The organism is Agrobacterium sp. P15N1-A, from assembly GCF_044626815.1.
GTDB lineage: Bacteria > Pseudomonadota > Alphaproteobacteria > Rhizobiales > Rhizobiaceae > Agrobacterium > Agrobacterium leguminum.
In genome coordinates this window covers 13,270-29,410 of record NZ_JBIUPF010000002.1, presented here as the reverse complement: position 1 = coordinate 29,410, position 16,141 = coordinate 13,270, and the positions used below count along the sequence as shown (strand labels likewise).

At 60.7% G+C, this 16,141-nt stretch carries 18 protein-coding genes; 11 read left to right on the top strand and 7 right to left on the bottom strand.

The window, feature by feature from the left end; all coding sequences use genetic code 11:
• Positions 1-152 precede the first annotated feature (152 nt).
• Together ACIK7D_RS08000 and ACIK7D_RS07995 are read left to right on the top strand one after the other, a co-directional pair.
• Positions 153-890, top strand: a complete 738-nt coding sequence (locus ACIK7D_RS08000) for a rhomboid family intramembrane serine protease (protein WP_003523400.1) — start codon at positions 153-155, stop codon at positions 888-890.
• Between the two features lie 154 nt (positions 891-1,044).
• Positions 1,045-1,479, top strand: coding sequence for a CBS domain-containing protein (locus tag ACIK7D_RS07995; RefSeq protein ID WP_080816834.1), 435 nt, complete (start codon positions 1,045-1,047; stop codon positions 1,477-1,479).
• 52 nt (positions 1,480-1,531) lie between these two features.
• Here ACIK7D_RS07995 and ACIK7D_RS07990 read toward each other — a convergent pair whose 3' ends face one another.
• The 4 genes from ACIK7D_RS07990 to folE all read right to left on the bottom strand — a co-directional run bounded on the left by ACIK7D_RS07990 (position 1,532) and on the right by folE (position 4,158).
• Positions 1,532-1,861: a hypothetical protein gene (locus ACIK7D_RS07990; protein ID WP_400156043.1), complete on the bottom strand. Its 330-nt coding sequence runs from the start codon at positions 1,859-1,861 to the stop codon at positions 1,532-1,534.
• Between the two features lie 55 nt (positions 1,862-1,916).
• Entirely contained in the window at positions 1,917-2,858 is a 942-nt protein-coding gene (locus ACIK7D_RS07985; protein ID WP_080816837.1) for a patatin-like phospholipase family protein, read from the bottom strand.
• A 94-nt stretch (positions 2,859-2,952) separates the two neighbouring features.
• Positions 2,953-3,405, bottom strand: coding sequence for a phosphoribosyl-AMP cyclohydrolase (gene hisI, locus ACIK7D_RS07980; protein ID WP_269314784.1), 453 nt, complete (start codon positions 3,403-3,405; stop codon positions 2,953-2,955).
• Positions 3,406-3,531: 126 nt separating this feature from the next.
• A complete protein-coding gene (gene folE, locus ACIK7D_RS07975) occupies positions 3,532-4,158 on the bottom strand; it encodes a GTP cyclohydrolase I FolE (RefSeq protein ID WP_003495569.1) in 627 nt (208 codons plus the stop codon).
• A gap of 282 nt (positions 4,159-4,440) precedes the next feature.
• On the opposite strand from folE, the gene ACIK7D_RS07970 reads away from it, so the two are divergent.
• The 4 genes from ACIK7D_RS07970 to thrS all read left to right on the top strand — a co-directional run bounded on the left by ACIK7D_RS07970 (position 4,441) and on the right by thrS (position 7,901).
• The gene (locus ACIK7D_RS07970) at positions 4,441-4,887 is read left to right on the top strand and encodes an iron-sulfur cluster assembly scaffold protein (RefSeq protein WP_142859264.1); all 447 of its coding nucleotides are present in this window, start codon (positions 4,441-4,443) and stop codon (positions 4,885-4,887) included.
• Between the two features lie 3 nt (positions 4,888-4,890).
• Positions 4,891-5,250, top strand: a complete 360-nt coding sequence (gene yidD / locus ACIK7D_RS07965; RefSeq protein WP_080816842.1) for a membrane protein insertion efficiency factor YidD — start codon at positions 4,891-4,893, stop codon at positions 5,248-5,250.
• Positions 5,247-5,771 (top strand): DUF1697 domain-containing protein, encoded by a 525-nt coding sequence (locus ACIK7D_RS07960; RefSeq protein ID WP_400156042.1) that lies wholly within the window; start codon positions 5,247-5,249, stop codon positions 5,769-5,771. Before yidD ends, ACIK7D_RS07960 begins: the two co-directional genes overlap by 4 nt.
• 126 nt (positions 5,772-5,897) lie before the next feature.
• Positions 5,898-7,901, top strand: a complete 2,004-nt coding sequence (gene thrS / locus ACIK7D_RS07955; protein ID WP_400156041.1) for a threonine--tRNA ligase — start codon at positions 5,898-5,900, stop codon at positions 7,899-7,901.
• A gap of 259 nt (positions 7,902-8,160) precedes the next feature.
• Here the strand turns inward: thrS and ACIK7D_RS07950 are convergent, their stop codons facing one another.
• On the bottom strand, positions 8,161-9,141 hold the full coding sequence (locus ACIK7D_RS07950) for a hypothetical protein (RefSeq protein ID WP_400156040.1): 981 nt from the start codon (positions 9,139-9,141) through the stop codon (positions 8,161-8,163).
• 110 nt (positions 9,142-9,251) lie between these two features.
• Between ACIK7D_RS07950 and ACIK7D_RS07945 the strand changes: the two genes are divergently transcribed.
• From ACIK7D_RS07945 to ACIK7D_RS07935, 3 genes are all read left to right on the top strand, one after another.
• Positions 9,252-9,833 carry a nitroreductase gene (locus ACIK7D_RS07945; protein ID WP_400156039.1) on the top strand — a complete coding sequence of 194 codons (582 nt, stop codon included), beginning with the start codon at positions 9,252-9,254 and terminating at the stop codon, positions 9,831-9,833.
• Complete coding sequence (locus ACIK7D_RS07940; RefSeq protein WP_080816851.1) at positions 9,833-10,444, top strand: flavin reductase family protein; 612 nt, start codon at positions 9,833-9,835, stop codon at positions 10,442-10,444. The genes ACIK7D_RS07945 and ACIK7D_RS07940 overlap by 1 nt, the downstream gene beginning before the upstream one ends.
• 75 nt (positions 10,445-10,519) lie before the next feature.
• On the top strand, positions 10,520-11,710 hold the full coding sequence (locus tag ACIK7D_RS07935; protein ID WP_400156038.1) for a DUF2336 domain-containing protein: 1,191 nt from the start codon (positions 10,520-10,522) through the stop codon (positions 11,708-11,710).
• 60 nt (positions 11,711-11,770) lie between these two features.
• On the opposite strand, the gene ACIK7D_RS07930 is transcribed toward ACIK7D_RS07935, so the two are convergent.
• Complete coding sequence (locus ACIK7D_RS07930; protein ID WP_400156037.1) at positions 11,771-12,178, bottom strand: hypothetical protein; 408 nt, start codon at positions 12,176-12,178, stop codon at positions 11,771-11,773.
• A gap of 105 nt (positions 12,179-12,283) precedes the next feature.
• Between ACIK7D_RS07930 and ACIK7D_RS07925 the strand changes: the two genes are divergently transcribed.
• The gene (locus ACIK7D_RS07925; RefSeq protein WP_127756945.1) at positions 12,284-12,739 is read left to right on the top strand and encodes a GNAT family N-acetyltransferase; all 456 of its coding nucleotides are present in this window, start codon (positions 12,284-12,286) and stop codon (positions 12,737-12,739) included.
• A gap of 192 nt (positions 12,740-12,931) precedes the next feature.
• Here ACIK7D_RS07925 and ACIK7D_RS07920 read toward each other — a convergent pair whose 3' ends face one another.
• Entirely contained in the window at positions 12,932-14,170 is a 1,239-nt protein-coding gene (locus tag ACIK7D_RS07920; RefSeq protein WP_137003645.1) for an AI-2E family transporter, read from the bottom strand.
• A 231-nt stretch (positions 14,171-14,401) separates the two neighbouring features.
• On the opposite strand from ACIK7D_RS07920, the gene ACIK7D_RS07915 reads away from it, so the two are divergent.
• Positions 14,402-16,135, top strand: a complete 1,734-nt coding sequence (locus tag ACIK7D_RS07915) for an ABC transporter ATP-binding protein (protein WP_400156036.1) — start codon at positions 14,402-14,404, stop codon at positions 16,133-16,135.
• The last annotated feature ends 6 nt before the right edge of the window (positions 16,136-16,141 follow it).

The window sequence follows — 16,141 nt, the reverse complement described above, 5'->3', positions numbered from 1 at the left end:
GCGGGCCTGCAAGCCGGACCGCCCCTGGCCCGGCGCCTTCACCGGCTACGGTTCTGGCGTCGCGCGCTTCAAAGGCGGGACGGCTTTTTTTTCGTTCGGGCTTCCTATATTGCTCGGGGAACGCAAAATTCGACCAAGACAGGGATGGGATCATGTCCTACGGGGACGGCGAACAGCCGCCGGTTTCGGAAACGCCGGAGCCGAAAGACGACACGAACAATCCCGTCTTCAACCTGCCGTCGCTGCTGGTGGGCATTCTGGCCGCGCTGATCGTCGCTTATGTGGTTCCCGCCTATCTTCTGTCAGAGGAAGGCAATGGCTGGTTCATCTTCACCTTCGGCTTCATTCCGCTGCGTTATGCGGTGCCGTTTTCCCAGCAGGGGCTGGAATGGCTCTGGACGCCGGTGACCTATTCTTTCCTGCATGGCGGCATCGAGCACATTCTCTTTAACGGATTGTGGCTGATGGCCTTCGGCGCGCCGGTTCTGCGCCGGATCGGAACAGTGCGCTTCGTGCTGTTATGGTGCATTTCCGCCGCCGTTTCCGCCTTCGGCCATGCGGCGCTGAACTGGGGCGATGTGACGGTGCTGATCGGGGCGTCCGGTGTCGTTTCGGCGCTGATGGGGGCGGCCTGTCGCTTCGCTTTCCCGGCACGTGGCGGATATAGCGCCTCCTTCGGCCATCTTATGCCGCGGCAGAGCATTCTTGGGGCGCTTTCCAACCGCACCGTGCTGATCTTCACGCTGATGTGGCTGTTCGGCAATGTGCTGATCGCGGTCGGCGTGCCGCTTTTCGGCGATGTCGGCGGTGAAATCGCCTGGGATGCGCATGTCTTCGGCTTTCTGCTCGGCTTCCTGTTCTTCGGGCTTTTCGATCGACGACTGGTCTGAGCCGATCACGCTCCTTGTCGGCCGTGGCGCAAATTTGCTTTCGCGCGTCCCATCCGGGATTGCATTCATGCCGACCTCAGCGCACCATATCCCCTGATTTGCAACCGCCGGGGGAGACTGCGGCGCTGCGTATCGCTGAAAAGAGGAGGAAGGCATGCCAACATTCGTAAAGGATCTTCTCGACCGCAAGGGCCGGGACGTCGTGACTGTCGGTCCTGAGGTCAGCATCGGCGAGGCGGCGGGAACGCTGCACGCGCATAAGATCGGTTCCGTTGTCGTGACCGATGGCGATGGCGTCGTTCTCGGCATTTTCACGGAGCGCGATCTCGTAAAGGCCGTGGCGGGCCAGGGTGCCGCTTCCCTCCAGCAATCCGTGTCGGTGGCCATGACCAAGAATGTCATTCGCTGTCATCACAATTCCACCACCGATGAGTTGATGGAAATCATGACGGGCGGGCGCTTCAGGCATGTGCCGGTTGAAGAGAACGGCCGCCTTGCCGGCATCATTTCCATCGGTGACGTGGTAAAGGCGCGGATTGGCGAGATCGAAGCCGAAGCGGAGCACATCAAGGCCTATATTGCCGGATGATCTTGTGTCCCGGCGTGCAATGGCTGGAAAAGCTTCAGTCTCGGGCCGGGACTCATACATCGCCTTCCGTCACGTATCGCCACTGAAGAAAGTCGGCTATTTTGGTGGATATTTCCACGTAGAAGTCTCGCTGTGGATGATCGGCGCAGACGATTTCAACCCGATTGAACTGTGAAATCAATTCGCCGCTGCTTGACCAGTTGCCATCGGCCGTTCCTTTCACGATGGTGATGTCGATCCACGGCTGACCCTCCGCCGACGCAAAGGTGACATCGTTTGCGCGTTTGAGTTCAGGTTGTTCTTCCAGAAACCCGATCAATCGATTCGTGTCGTACAGTGTGTTTTCGTCGGTCGGGGGCAGGATTGAGATATACCAATACATGGTCTCACCACGGCTGGGCGTTTCATCTATCCGTTTCGTGCTTTAAAGCAGGGCGCTAGCGCCGGAACGCCTGCTGCATGCGCTCAAGCTCCGGAATGCGGGAACGTGTTTCCTCATATCCCCGGTCGATGGCTTCGCTGGCGCGGTGGAATTCCGAGAGGCCGATATCGTTGATGCGGGGGTGCATCATCAGGTCGGGAGGATCGCCCGCCAGGCGCGAGCGTGAAATCCGGTCCTGGATGATGTTGAAGGCCTGCACCATGACGCCCGGCAGGCCGGGACGCGGCGGGCTTTCCACAGCCGGTGCTACGCCGCCATGCGATGGCGAGGCGGCGTGCTTGACCACGGCGGAGCGGCCGAAGAGGTCGTAATTCAGATTGACCGCGACGACCAGCGCCTGCTCATAGGCGCGGCAGACGGAAACCGGCACGGGATTGACGAGCGCGCCGTCAATCAGCGTGCGGCCGTTGCACTGCACGGGTTCGAAAATGCCGGGCAGGGCATAGGATGAACGCAGCGCGGTGACGAGGTCGCCCTGATGGATCCAGACCTCGTGGCCGGTGCGCAGCTCCGTGGCGACGGCAATGAAGGGATGGTCGAGATCTTCGACGCGCAGACCTTCGAGATGCTCCTGCATGCGCTTCGTCAGCCGCATGCCGCCAAAAAGGCCGCCGCCGCCGATTGTCAGATCGAGCAGGCCGGCAATGCGGCGCATCGTCAGCGAACGGGCGAATTCCTCCAGCTCATCGAGCTTGCCGGCGAGATAACAACCGCCCACCAGTGCGCCGATCGAGGTGCCGGCGATCATGCCGATCTTCACGCCGGCCTCATCCAGCGCCCGCAGAACGCCGATATGGGCCCAGCCGCGGGCCGCACCGCCGCCAAGGGCGAGCGCTATCCGGTGTTTGTCGACGATCTGGGTGACGGGCGGCTCATTGCCGGTGGCTTCGGGATTTCCTGCCGCAAGATGATTGTGACGATTTCCCCATCCCAACATGACCGCACTCCCTGCCAGTTCCGTCAGGCTCCGTCCTATCCCCGGAACCCGCTATATTGGTAGCAAATTGGTGCGGCCGATGGAAGGTGGCCGTTCAAGTTGCGGAATAGGTGGTCGCCGGATCGAAATGGCGGGTATCGTCGGTGATCTTCGTCACCGCCTGGCCCTCGGAGAGTTCGACCGTGCGATAAAAACAGGAGCGGCGACCGGTGTGGCAGGTCGCGTCATGGCCGGCGACGGAGACCTTCAGCCATACGGCGTCCTGATCGCAATCGGTGCGGAATTCCTTCACCGTCTGCAGATTGCCTGACGTTTCGCCCTTCTTCCAGATCTTGTCGCGCGAACGGCTGTAATAGTGGGCGATGCCGGTCTCCAGCGTCAGCGACAGGGCTTGCGCATTCATATGGGCGACCATCAGCAGCTCGCCATCACGGGCATCGGTGACAACGGCGGTGACGAGGCCGTGAGCGTCGAATTTCGGTGAAAAAAGACCTGCGTTTTCGAGCACTTCCTTATCCGCAGGGGCGGATGGAAAGGGAATGGACATGGTAACCCCGGAAAATCAACTGGCGGAACGATTGGAGCGGCGGATAAAGGGAATCGTTTCCGCCACTCTGGATTTTCTTGCGCATCGGATTTTCCGAAAACCGCGTTACGGCCTTCGGTCCGGCGCCTAGCGGTTCCGCACCATGGTCATGAAGCGCACCTGTTCGGCCGGATCGTTCTTGAACGTGCCGGTAAAGCTGGTGGTCAGCGTCGTCGACCCCTGCTTGTTTACGCCGCGCATGGACATGCACATATGTTCGGCGTCGATCATGACGGCCACGCCGCGCGGTTTCAGGGTTTCCTCGATCGATCTGGCGATCTGCGCGGTCATGTTTTCCTGCGTCTGCAGGCGTCGGCCGAAGATTTCGACGACGCGGGCGATCTTCGACAGGCCGAGCACGCGGCCCGCCGGAAGATAGGCGACATGCGCCTTGCCGACGATCGGCACCATATGGTGTTCGCAATGGGAGAAGAAGGGGATGTCGCGCACCAGCACAACATCGTCATAACCGCCGACTTCCTCGAAGGTCGTGCCGAGCACGTCCTGAACGTTCAGCTCATAACCGGCAAAAAGCTCGCGATAGGCCTTGGCGACGCGCTTCGGCGTATCCAGAAGTCCTTCGCGGGCGGGATTTTCTCCTGCCCAGCGCAGAAGAACGCGCACTGCTTCTTCCGCTTCGGCCTGGCTTGGGCGAGCTTCTGCCACGTCGGGTTTTGCGCCAGCGCCGGGGAAATTCTTCACGATCGCATCCATTCCGTCTCTCCCGATGCGGGTAAAGGCCGCACCTGAATTCGTTTTTCATCGCGAACTCTTGTTCGCAGTTGCTGCTATCTGGTTGTTTTACAGCATTTTGGCAAGACCGATGCTGTTATTTCGGTATCGGAGCCGTTAATTTCATCACGGCTTGATGTCCAGAAAGCTCGTTAGCATATAATGAGAATGAAGGGCAGGAAAGCTTCACTGCGACAAACGCTGTGTTTGAAAAATTTGACCTGTCCTGTTTTTGGGCAATCTTGAGCGCGCCGGGCACCGACGATGGACGATATCTACAATAATCGCATTCTGGACTTTGCCGGGAATATTCCGCTCATCGGCGTTCTTGAGGATGCCGACGCCAGCGCCGAGAAACACTCCCGGCTGTGCGGCTCCAAGCTCAAGGTCTATCTGAAGGTCGAAGGCGGCGTCGTGACCGCGTTTTCGCATGAGGTTCGCGCCTGCGCGCTCGGCCAGGCCTCCGCCTCCATCATGGCGCACCACATCATCGGGGCTTCCAGCGGCGAAATCCGGCAGGCGCGGGAAGACATGCTCGCCATGCTGAAACAGGACGGCGAGGGGCCGACGGGCCGTTTCGAGGATATGCGGGTGCTTCAGCCCGTCCGCGATTTCAAGGCCCGCCACGCCTCCACCATGCTGACCTTCGAAGCGGTGGTCGATGCGCTCGACCAGATCGAGGGGCGGCCGGCTCTCAACGCCGCGGGTTAGGCGATGTGCGGCGAACCGGGCTGCCGGCATCAGCAGACGGCGGAAAAAGCGGGCCGATCCCGCAACTGGACGGGTAGCTTCGCCAAGACGCCGGGGCGGCTTCTGGGCGTCGGTTTCATCCGGCTTTATCAGCTGACGCTTTCCGGCTTCATCGGAAATTCCTGCCGCCATATCCCTACCTGTTCCGAATATGGCTATGAAGCCATTGCGCGACACGGGCTTTGGGCCGGCGGATGGATGACGCTGTTTCGCGTCGCGCGCTGCGGGCCGGGCGGAACCAGCGGGCTGGACCCGGTGCCGGAAGTGCTCGATGGCGGCAGGCGCTGGTGGATGCCGTGGCGTTACTGGAGCCTGCATCGATGAATGACTATGTGGCCCTGCTGCACAGCATCGTGCTCGGCGCGGGCAAGCGGCTCGTCATGGCCGATCTCAGGGCCTTGGCGGAAGAGCTGGGATTTACCGAATGCAGAACGCTGGTCGCGACTGGAAATCTGGTTTTTCGCGCCGGGGCGGCACCTGTTCGTGAGATTGAGGACAGGCTGGAGCGCGCCTTCGAAGACCGCTTCGGCAAACATGTCGATATTCTCGTTCGTTCGGGCGGCGACTGGCTGAAACTGGCGGCGGACAATCCCTTCGCCCAGGGCAATCCGCCGGATGTCTGCGTTCGGGTGATGCGGGCGCCGCTGGACAACGGCGTCCTCGAATTGCTGGAGAAATACCGCGGGAGGGAAAAGATCGCTCTCGCCGGCGGCGATCTATGGATCGATTTTTGCGGCAAGCCGAGCGAGAGCAGGCTGCTTTCCGTGCTGACCACCAAAAGGCTCGGTATCGGCACGACCCGTAACGCCAATACGGTCAATGGTCTCGCGCAAATGCTTCGCTGAGCTATCCTTCGCCTTTGACTGCAATGGCAAAAGCCTTTATCAGCCTGCCTGTCCGCTTGTCGCGGGCAAATCATTATTCCAACACCACCCGCATTCGTTGGCGGGACTGGACAGGAGCACTAGACGATGTCTGAACCCATTTCCCTTACATTTCCCGATGGATCCGTGCGCAGCTACCCCGCCGGTACGACCGGCCGCGAGGTCGCCGAATCCATTTCCAAATCGCTTGCCAAGAAGGCCGTCGCCATTGCGCTTGATGGCACCGTGCGCGATTTGTCCGAGACCATCACCGATGGCAAAATCGAGATCGTCACGCGTGAAGACGGTCGTGCGCTGGAACTCATCCGCCACGATGCCGCCCACGTCATGGCTGAGGCCGTGCAGGAGCTTTGGCCCGGCACGCAGGTGACGATCGGCCCTGTCATCGAGAACGGCTTCTATTACGACTTCGCCAAGAACGAGCCCTTCACGCCGGAAGATCTGCCGAAGATCGAAAAGCGCATGAAGGAAATCATTCTGCGCAACAAGCCGTTTACCCGCGAAATCTGGTCGCGCGAAAAGGCCAAGGAAGTCTTCGCCGCCAAGGGCGAGAACTACAAGGTCGAGCTGGTCGACGCCATTCCTGAAGGTCAGGACCTGAAGATTTATTATCAGGGCGACTGGTTCGATCTCTGCCGTGGGCCGCATATGGCCTCCACGGGGCAGATCGGCACGGCCTTCAAGCTGATGAAGGTGGCCGGAGCCTATTGGCGCGGTGACAGCAACAATGCGATGCTGTCGCGCATCTATGGCACCGCCTGGGCGACGCAGGAAGAGCTGGACAATTATCTCCACGTGCTGGCGGAAGCCGAAAAGCGCGACCACCGCCGTCTCGGCCGCGAAATGGACCTGTTCCATTTCCAGGAAGAAGGCCCGGGCGTCGTGTTCTGGCACGGTAAGGGCTGGCGCATGTTCCAGACGCTGACGGCCTATATGCGCCGCCGGCTCGCCAATACTTATCAGGAAGTCAATGCGCCGCAGGTGCTGGACAAATCGCTGTGGGAAACCTCCGGTCACTGGGGCTGGTATCAGGAAAACATGTTCGCGGTGAAATCCGCCCATGCCTTTACCCATCCCGATGACGAGGAAGCCGATCAGCGCGTGTTCGCCTTGAAACCGATGAACTGCCCGGGTCACGTGCAGATCTTCAAGCATGGCTTGAAGTCTTACCGCGAAATGCCCGTCCGCCTTGCGGAATTCGGCACCGTGCATCGTTACGAAGCTTCGGGCGCGCTGCATGGACTGATGCGCGTTCGCGGCTTCACGCAGGACGATGCGCATGTCTTCTGCACGGAAGAGCAGATGGCGGCGGAATGCCTGCGCATCAACGACCTGATCCTCTCCGTCTACGAGGATTTCGGTTTCAGCGAAGTCGTCGTCAAGCTCTCTACGCGCCCTGAAAAGCGCGTCGGTTCCGACGACCTCTGGGATCGCGCCGAAAGCGTGATGATGGATGTTCTGAAGACTATCGAGGAGCAGTCCGAAGGCCGCATCAAGACCGGCATCCTGCCGGGTGAGGGCGCTTTCTACGGGCCGAAGTTCGAATATACGCTGAAGGACGCCATCGGCCGTGAATGGCAGTGCGGCACGACGCAGGTGGACTTCAACCTGCCGGAACGTTTCGGCGCCTTCTATATCGACCAGAACTCCGAAAAGACGCAGCCGGTGATGATCCATCGCGCCATCTGCGGCTCGATGGAGCGTTTCCTCGGCATTCTCATCGAGAACTTCGCCGGCCATATGCCGCTGTGGTTCGCGCCGCTTCAGGTCGTGGTTGCGACGATCACCTCTGATGCCGATGATTACGGCCGTGAGGTTGCCGAAGCGCTGCGCGAGGCGGGCATGGCGGTCGAGACCGACTTCCGCAACGAGAAGATCAACTACAAGGTCCGTGAGCATTCGGTGACCAAGGTTCCGGTCATCATCGTCTGCGGACGGAAAGAGGCGGAAGAGCGCACCGTCAACATCCGCCGTCTCGGTTCGCAGAACCAGACGCCGATGTCGCTGGAAGATGCGATTACGAGCCTCGTGGACGAGGCGACGCCGCCGGATGTGAAGCGCAAGCTTGCGGCGAAGAAGCAGGTTGCGTGAGAAATGACAACGGCCCCTTCGGGGGCCGTTTTTGTTTGTGGGGCAATGTGCTCAGCAGCGGTATGATTGGCAGAAGCGGGGCATCCGCATTCCGTCACCCCGGACTAGATCCGGGGTCCAGCGCGATCAAGTCCTTGATCGCGAAAGACTCGTCCCTCACGGCGCATACGCGCCGTGGCTGGATGCCGGATCAAGTCCGGCATGACGGAGGAGAGGTTTTTGGGTCTTGCCGCTGGCCTCGCGATTAGTTCAATCGAACCTACTCGAAATCCCCGGTCATATCTTCCGGCGCCTGATCCTTCATCAGCACTTCCACATCCGAATCCCGACCGGAGGTCACTTTGAAGTTGCGCTGGAAGACCTTGTCCTTGTTGCGGGCGATGGCGGTATATTCGCCTTCCGCCAGCACCATGGTCGAAAAGGCGCTGACGCTTTCGTTCACCACGTCGCCGCCGCCGTTCAGCACGGACCAGGCCGTATCGGCAATGGCCTCGCCGCCTTCTTCGGAAACGAGCTTGAGGGTGATCTGCGCCGCCTGATGCTGGAGCGTCGCTTCCGTCAGCTTGCCGGCTTCCACCTGAATATCGGCGCGCACCACCGCGTTGACGTTGCCATATTCGGAAACCACGTGATAGGTGCCGGCATTCAGGCGCACGATGGTGTTGGGCTTGATATCGGCCATGACGAGGCCGCGCTCGCCATCGGGGCGGGCGTCTGACGAATAGACGGAAAATTTGAGCTGGTTGCCCGAAATCTGCTTGTCGGAACCCGCAACCGCATTCAGCACGAAGCCGCCGGCATCGAGAATCAGCACCTGTTTCTGCACATTGCCGGAGGTTGGGACATTGAGTTTCTTGGTGACGCCCGCACGGCCGAAGGCGACGTTGACGAAATATTCGCCCGGCACCAGATGGAATTCCGCCGAGCCGCCTTCCGAACTTGCCAGCATCGGCAACTTGCCGTCCGCGGCGGGAATGGGGCTGAAGACGCGCCAGGACAGGCCTTCCTTCACCGCTTCGCCTTCGCTGGTCAGCTTGGCTTCCATGTTGATATCGCGGGCGGTGCTTTCCGGGGCGTTGGGTGCGGAAGGGGCGGTGAAAGCGTTAAGCTTCGGCATTTTCGGCGTGCCGCCGAGCTGCTTGAAGTCTTTGAAGGCATCCTGCGAAAAAGCGGCTTGCGATAAAAGGCCAAGCACGGCACATGCAATGGTCAGACGTGCCGCGATTTTGATTGCCGACATTTTCGATACCGATTGACTTCTTGATTTTCCCGGATCACTTCAAAACCAATGCCGTGGCTATTTCAAGGCCCATGTTTTTGCGATGACAGCAGAATGGAAGATTTTTGATCATGACAAATGATATCAAGCTCCTCGATTATCTCAAGGTTCGCCGTTCCACGCCGGCCCTGCAACTTGCCGAGCCGGGGCCTTCGAAGGGGCAAATCGAGGACATCTTGCGCCTTGCCGTGCGCGTGCCTGACCATGGCAAGCTCGCCCCCTGGCGTTTCGTCGTCTATCGCGGCGAGGAGCGCGTGCGTCTCGGTGAGACGGCGCTGAGGATCGCGCTTGAAAAGAACCCGGAACTGGACCTGCAGCAGCAGGAAGCGGAACGCACGCGTTTCACCCGCGCGCCCGTCGTTATCGCCGTCATCAGCACTGCAAAGCCGCATTTCAAGATTCCGGAATGGGAACAGGTCATGTCCGCCGGTGCTGTGTGCCTCAACCTCATCTTCGCCGCCAATGCCAGCGGTTTTGCAGCGAACTGGCTGACCGAATGGTTGGCTTTCGATTCCGCATTTCTGGCGGAAATCGAGGTCGGCGCGGAAGAGAAGGTGGCCGGGTTCATTCATGTCGGCTCGACGACATTCCCACCGGTGGAGCGGCCGCGGCCGGAGCTTGCCGATGTCGTCACCTGGGTCGGGGACGTTTGATGTTCTACACCACGGACACCAATCAGCACGGCCTGCCGCACGATCCGTTCAAGGCCATCGTCGCGCCGCGTCCGATCGGCTGGATCGGTTCGAAGGGCAGGGACGGTTCCCTCAACCTCTCGCCCTATTCCTTCTTCAATGCGATTTCAGACCGGCCAAAGCTTGTGATGTTCTCCTCCAGCGGCAGGAAGGACAGCCTGCGCAATGTCGAGGAAACCGGCGTCTTCACCGCCAATCTCGTCAGCCGCCATCTGGTGGACCGGATGAATGCGTCTTCTGCACCCGTTGGCTATGATGTCGACGAGTTCGCCCTTGCCGGTCTCACCGCCGTCGATGGGCGGGTGGTGGATGCGCCTTTCGTGGGCGAGGCGCTGGCGGTTCTGGAGTGCCGCGTGACCCAGATACAGCAGCTTAAGGACGTTGACGGTCAGCCGGCGGATTCGTGGATGGTGATCGGACAGGTCATGGCGATCCATATCGATGAAACGATCATTCGCGACGGGCGCATCGATATGGGGCTGTCGCGACCCGTGGCGCGCATGGGCTATATGGATTACTGCGATGGCGGCAGCGATGTATTCCAGCTGCAGCGCCCCTCTACTGCGCCGTAAATATAGTCCGTCTTCGGCTACGGTTAATTTTTATGGTGAACCAAACGTAAACCATTTGCGCCTAGAGTTTTATACATGGTGGCGGCGATGATGCCGCCATCCATTGTTGCGAATGTTTTCGAGGCTCAGGTGATCGTACAGGCATTTCTTCGCTGGTCTGAAAAGGCTGGCTCGACCGAGCGGGCGAAAGCCGCCAATGCTCTCGGCCGTGCCTATCTTCAGTCCGACATGGCGCGCGAGAACCGCGATGCCGCCTATATGGCGATGACCTATCTGCTCGACGATCCTTCGCCGCGTGTGCGGCTGGCGCTTGCCGAAGCGCTGGCGGATGCCCATGACGCACCGCGCGCCATTCTCGTTTCACTCGCCGAAGACCAGCCCGAAATTGCCTGCACCGTCATTGCCCGTTCGCCGGTTCTCGGTGAGGCCGATCTGGTCGATCTCGCCGGGCGTGGAGAAAGCCTGACGCGCTCCCTCATCGCCGCAAGGCCGGGCCTGCCGCGCGGTGTCTGCGCAGCGCTTGCCGAAGTGGGCGACCTGCCGGAAACCATCATCCTGCTCGAAAACGACGATGCCTTCATCACGCCGTTTTCGCTCAGGCGCATCGCCGAGCGCCATGGTTCGGACGCCGATATTCGCGACCTCCTGCTTCGCCGCGAGGCGCTGCCCGCCGATGCGCGTCACCTGTTGATGGGCCGCATCAGCGAAGCTCTCGCAGGCTCCGCGCTGGTTCACGCAATGATCGCGCGCAACCGCGCCGACAGTCTTTTCCGCGAGGCGGAAGATTCCGCCACCATCCTTATCGCCGCCAGCGTTTCCTCGCTGGAGCTGCCGGCGCTGGTGGAGCATCTGCGCCAGCGGCTGGAGCTGACGCCGGCGCTGCTCATCCATGCCGTCTGTTCGGGCCGGCTGGAATTCTTCACGGCGGCCATGGTCAATCTCTCCGGTCTCGATGACCGCAAGGTGCGCGCCATTCTGGCGACGGGGCGGCCGCATGCGTTGAAGGCGCTGTTCCAGTCGGTCGGTCTCTTCGGCGATGTTGTCGACGTCTTCATCGAGGCGACGCTGATGTGGCGCCGTGCCGCCCGCTCGCAGCTCTCTGATGTGGCGGCCTCCGTCTCGGCGGAACTGCTGGCGCATTTCCGTGACGTCAACGGTTCCGAAACGCTGTTCGAACTGCTGCATGCCGTGCGCAAGCTCTCCATCGCCGAAGAGCGGCAGAAGGCGCGGTATTATGCGGAAGCGCTGACGGTTGAGGCGGCGTAAGCCCCGAGGGGTTTTACAAGACGCCGCTGCGATGTTTCCAGGTAAGCGGTGATCCCGCAATCACTTATCGAATCGCTTGGCGATCCACGAATAGCTGTTTTCAACCATCCTCACCGGTGTCCCCAAAAGATGCTTTATGCCTTCGGTGGAAGGCAGGATACGGCTGACGCGGCTGATTGCCTGTTTGGTGAGGCTTTCCTCCTCCTTCGGCGTAACAGTCGCCGTTGCCTGCGGTGCCGAGGCGGGAGGTTGCGCGCCCGCCGTCTGCGGGGTCTGCTCGCCCGGTGTCTGGCACACGGCTACCACTACTGGGTAAGGCGCGTTGGCGTAACGCTCCAGCTCCTTTTCCGACACGGCGTCGCACAGTTCGATGCTCGTCCAGCGCTGCTGCGAGGTCGCGAGGTAATGGCAATCGGTGGCGCTGTCGTCGCAGCCAAGGAAGGTCATGAGAACGAGGGCTGTTTTCATGGTGTGTGTTGCCTCTGTCGGGATTTATGCTCTAGAAACTCATCTATCCCGATTGCAGTGACATTACGACGAAATACGCATTTTATAGAGAAGGCAGGCATCGCATTGGCCACCGAAATCAAGCTTGAAACACCCCGGCAGGATGCGGTTCTGCGCCTCATCGACCTTTCCAACGCCTATATGGCCTCGCTTTATCCCGCAGAGAGTAATCATCTGGTCGATATCGGCGCGCTTGAGCAGGACAATGTCTCGTTTTTCGTGGCCCGGCACGATGGCCGCGTCGTCGGCTGCGGCGCGCTGGTGGAGGCGGGTGACGGCACGGCGGAGATCAAGCGCATGTTCGTCGATCCCGAAGCGCGGGGATTGCGGATCGGCAAGCTGATCATGGATACGCTTGTCGCGCGCGGTGCCGAGCTTGGCCTTTCCGCCATCCGTCTCGAAACCGGCATCAGCCAGCCGGAGGCGATCGGTCTTTACCGCAAGGCGGGGTTTGTGGAGATCGAGGCCTTTGCGCCCTACAGGCCGGATCCACTCAGCCTGTTCATGGAGAAGGTGCTTTAAGCTAAGGCGCGAGTTTGCCGCGAGCTTGCCGCATCCTATACGTCATTCTCGGCCCCGTGCCGGGAAGCTAATCACGTATCGTAGAATCAATCGGTAGCAGGCGCTCGGGACAGGCCCGAGCATGACGGATGCGCGGTTTAAGGACTATCTATAGGCACCAGCGTCGAGGCGTCCGCCCGCAGGCTTCAACGATCAAAACGCCGCTTTCCGAAACGCCGTCGTTTCCTCGCTATTGTCTTCGAGCGCGGCAACCTCATCAATGGCGTCTTCCTGCGAGGGCGGTGGCGGCGGAGCCTCGGCGCTGGCGGCGGCGGAGATTTCCACCTCACGTACCCATTCGCGCCAGATCGCGACCAGGAGCGCCATCAGCACCGGGCCGATGAAGAGGCCGAGGAAGCCCATGGTCTTGACGCCGCCGACGAGGCCGAAAAAGGTGGGCAGGAAGGGCAGCTTGATCGGCCCGCCGACGAGTTTCGGGCGAATGGTCTTGTCGACGATGAAGAGTTCCACCGAACCCCAGACGAACAGCGCCAGCCCGTGGGCGGGCGAGCCGCTGGCGACCAGATAGATCGACACCAGCGTAAAGGAGAGCGGCGCACCGCCTGGAATGAGCGCCATGACGCCGGTGAGCACGCCGAGCGTGACGGGCGAGGGCACGCCGGCGATCCAGTAGGCGATGCCGAGGATGATGCCTTCGCCGATGGCGATCAGCGTCATGCCTGTGACCGTGGAGCTGATGGTGGCGGGCACCACGCGGGAAATGCGTTCCCACCGCGTCGGCAGGATGCGTTCGCCGACCAGATCGACCTGCCGGGTGAAGCCCGCGCCGTTGCGGTAGACGAAGAACAGCGCGATCAGCATGAACAGCAGGGTCAGCACCAGGTGGAACGCGCCGTTGCCGGCGGCGAGGATCGCCCGGTAGATATTGCCGATATTGGCGCCGCTGACGAGCTGGATGAGCTCGCCGATGGCGCCCGGCGTGCCGATATATTTCACCCATTGTTCGCCGAGCCAGGGGCCGACGGCGGGCAGCGCCGCGATCCAGTCCGGCACGGGCGCGCCCGTCTTGTTGACATGCACCGCCCAGCCGAACCATTCGCGGATTTCGCTTGCCGTATAGGAGGCGGCGATGAAGATCGGCACCACGAGGAAGGCGAGGATGAGGATGATGGCGATGGTGGCGCCGAGCGTGGTGTTGCCGCCCACCTGCCGCAGAAGCCGGGTGTAAACCGGCCAGCTGGCGAAACCGATGACGAGAGCGGCGAGAACGGGAACGAGAAAGCCGTGGAAGAAATAAATGCCGGCAAGGGCGACGAGAACGAGAAGCCAGCGCGCAGCCGAGATGGGCGGGATCAGGGCGATCCGCGTCGGGCTGGCGGGACCAAGCCATCTCGGTTCGCCACTGGGCTTACGGCTGTCAATGTTACTCACGGCAGGCTCTTTCTCGCATTCTCCCCCAAAGGGGTGCATTCACTCTGTCACACCGATACATATAAGTGCAATATAATCCGATCACATTACCGTTGTGTGTTTATTGCTGAACCTATTGAACGATTTTGGTAAAAATAGAACATCGGTCTTGGCGCGCGCATTGAAATATGACAATTAAACTCCGTTTTTCTTGCGGCGTAAGGTTGCCGCGCCCGATCTCCAGGTCATGCCATGCTCCGCCGTTTCTTCGCCTATTATCGCCCCTATCGCAGTCTGTTCATTCTCGATTTTTCCTGCGCGGTTTTGTCGGGCGTGCTCGAACTCGGTTTTCCGATGGCGGTGAAGGCCTTTGTGGATGTGCTGCTGCCGGGCGGTGAATGGGCCATCATCCTTGCCGCCTCCGTGGGGCTGCTGCTCATCTATGTGCTGAATACCGGGCTGATGGCGACAGTCACCTATTGGGGACACATGCTCGGCATCAATATCGAGACCGACATGCGGCGTCTGGCTTTCGACCATCTGCAGAAGCTCTCCTTCCGTTATTTCGACAACCAGAAGACCGGTCATCTGGTCGGGCGGCTGACCAAGGATCTGGAAGAGATCGGCGAGGTGGCCCACCACGGCCCCGAGGATCTGTTCATCGCCATCATGACCTTCATCGGCGCGTTCCTCTTGATGCTCTCGGTCAATGTGCCGCTGGCGCTCATCACCGCCGCCGTCGTGCCCGTTACCGCCTGGGTAACCAGCCGTTACGGCGGCCGCATGACGCAGAATTTTCGCGCGCTTTACGGCCGGGTGGGGGATTTCAACGCCCGTATCGAGGAAAATGTCGGCGGCATGCGGGTGGTGCAGGCCTTCGCCAATGAGGATCACGAGCGGGCGCTGTTCGAGAAGGACAATCAGAAATACCGTCGCACGAAGCTCGACGCTTACAAGATCATGGCCGCCAGCACCTCGCTCAGCTATATGAGCATGCGCCTGACGCAGATGATCGTGATGATCTGCGGCGCCTGGTTCGTGCTGACGGGCAGCCTGACGGAAGGCGGCTTTGTCGGCTTCCTGCTGCTGGTGGGCGTATTTTTCCGGCCGGTGGAAAAGATCAATTCGGTCATCGAGACCTATCCGAAGGGCATTGCCGGTTTCCGCCGCTTCACCGAGCTGCTGGACACCGCGCCCGATATCGTCGATGCGCCGGATGCGGTGGAAGCGCCGCTGCTGCGCGGCAATATTGAATATCGCCATGTCGGTTTCGGTTATGCCGAGGGCAAGACGGTTCTTACCAATATCGACCTGAAGATCAGCGCCGGCGAGACGGTGGCCTTTGTCGGGCCTTCGGGGGCGGGCAAGACGACGCTCTGCTCGCTTTTGCCGCGTTTTTACGATGTCACCAGCGGCGCGATCACCATTGACGGCATTGATATCCGCAAGATGAAGCTTGCTTCGCTGCGCAACCAGATCGGCATCGTGCAGCAGGATGTCTTCCTGTTCGGCGGCACGATCCGCGAGAATATCGAATATGGCCGGCTCGGCGCTTCGGATGCGGACATCATGGATGCGGCGCGGCGCGCCCGTCTCGATGGCGTCATCGAGGCCATGCCGCTCGGGCTCGATACCGTCATCGGCGAGCGCGGCGTCAAGCTTTCCGGCGGCCAGAAACAGCGTCTTGCCATTGCCCGCATGTTCCTGAAGAACCCGCCGATCCTCATTCTCGATGAGGCGACCTCGGCGCTCGACACGGAAACCGAACGGGCCATCCAGCAATCGCTGACGGAGCTTGCCAAAGGCCGCACCACGCTCGTCATCGCCCACCGGCTGGCGACGATCCGCGATGCTTCGCGCATCGTGGTGGTGGACCAGACCGGCATTGCCGAAACCGGCGCCCATGCCGAACTGCTGGCCGCCAAGGGCCATTACAGCCGCCTGCACGAGGCGCAGTTCAGCGGACACCTTGCGGGCCTGAGCTGATAAGCG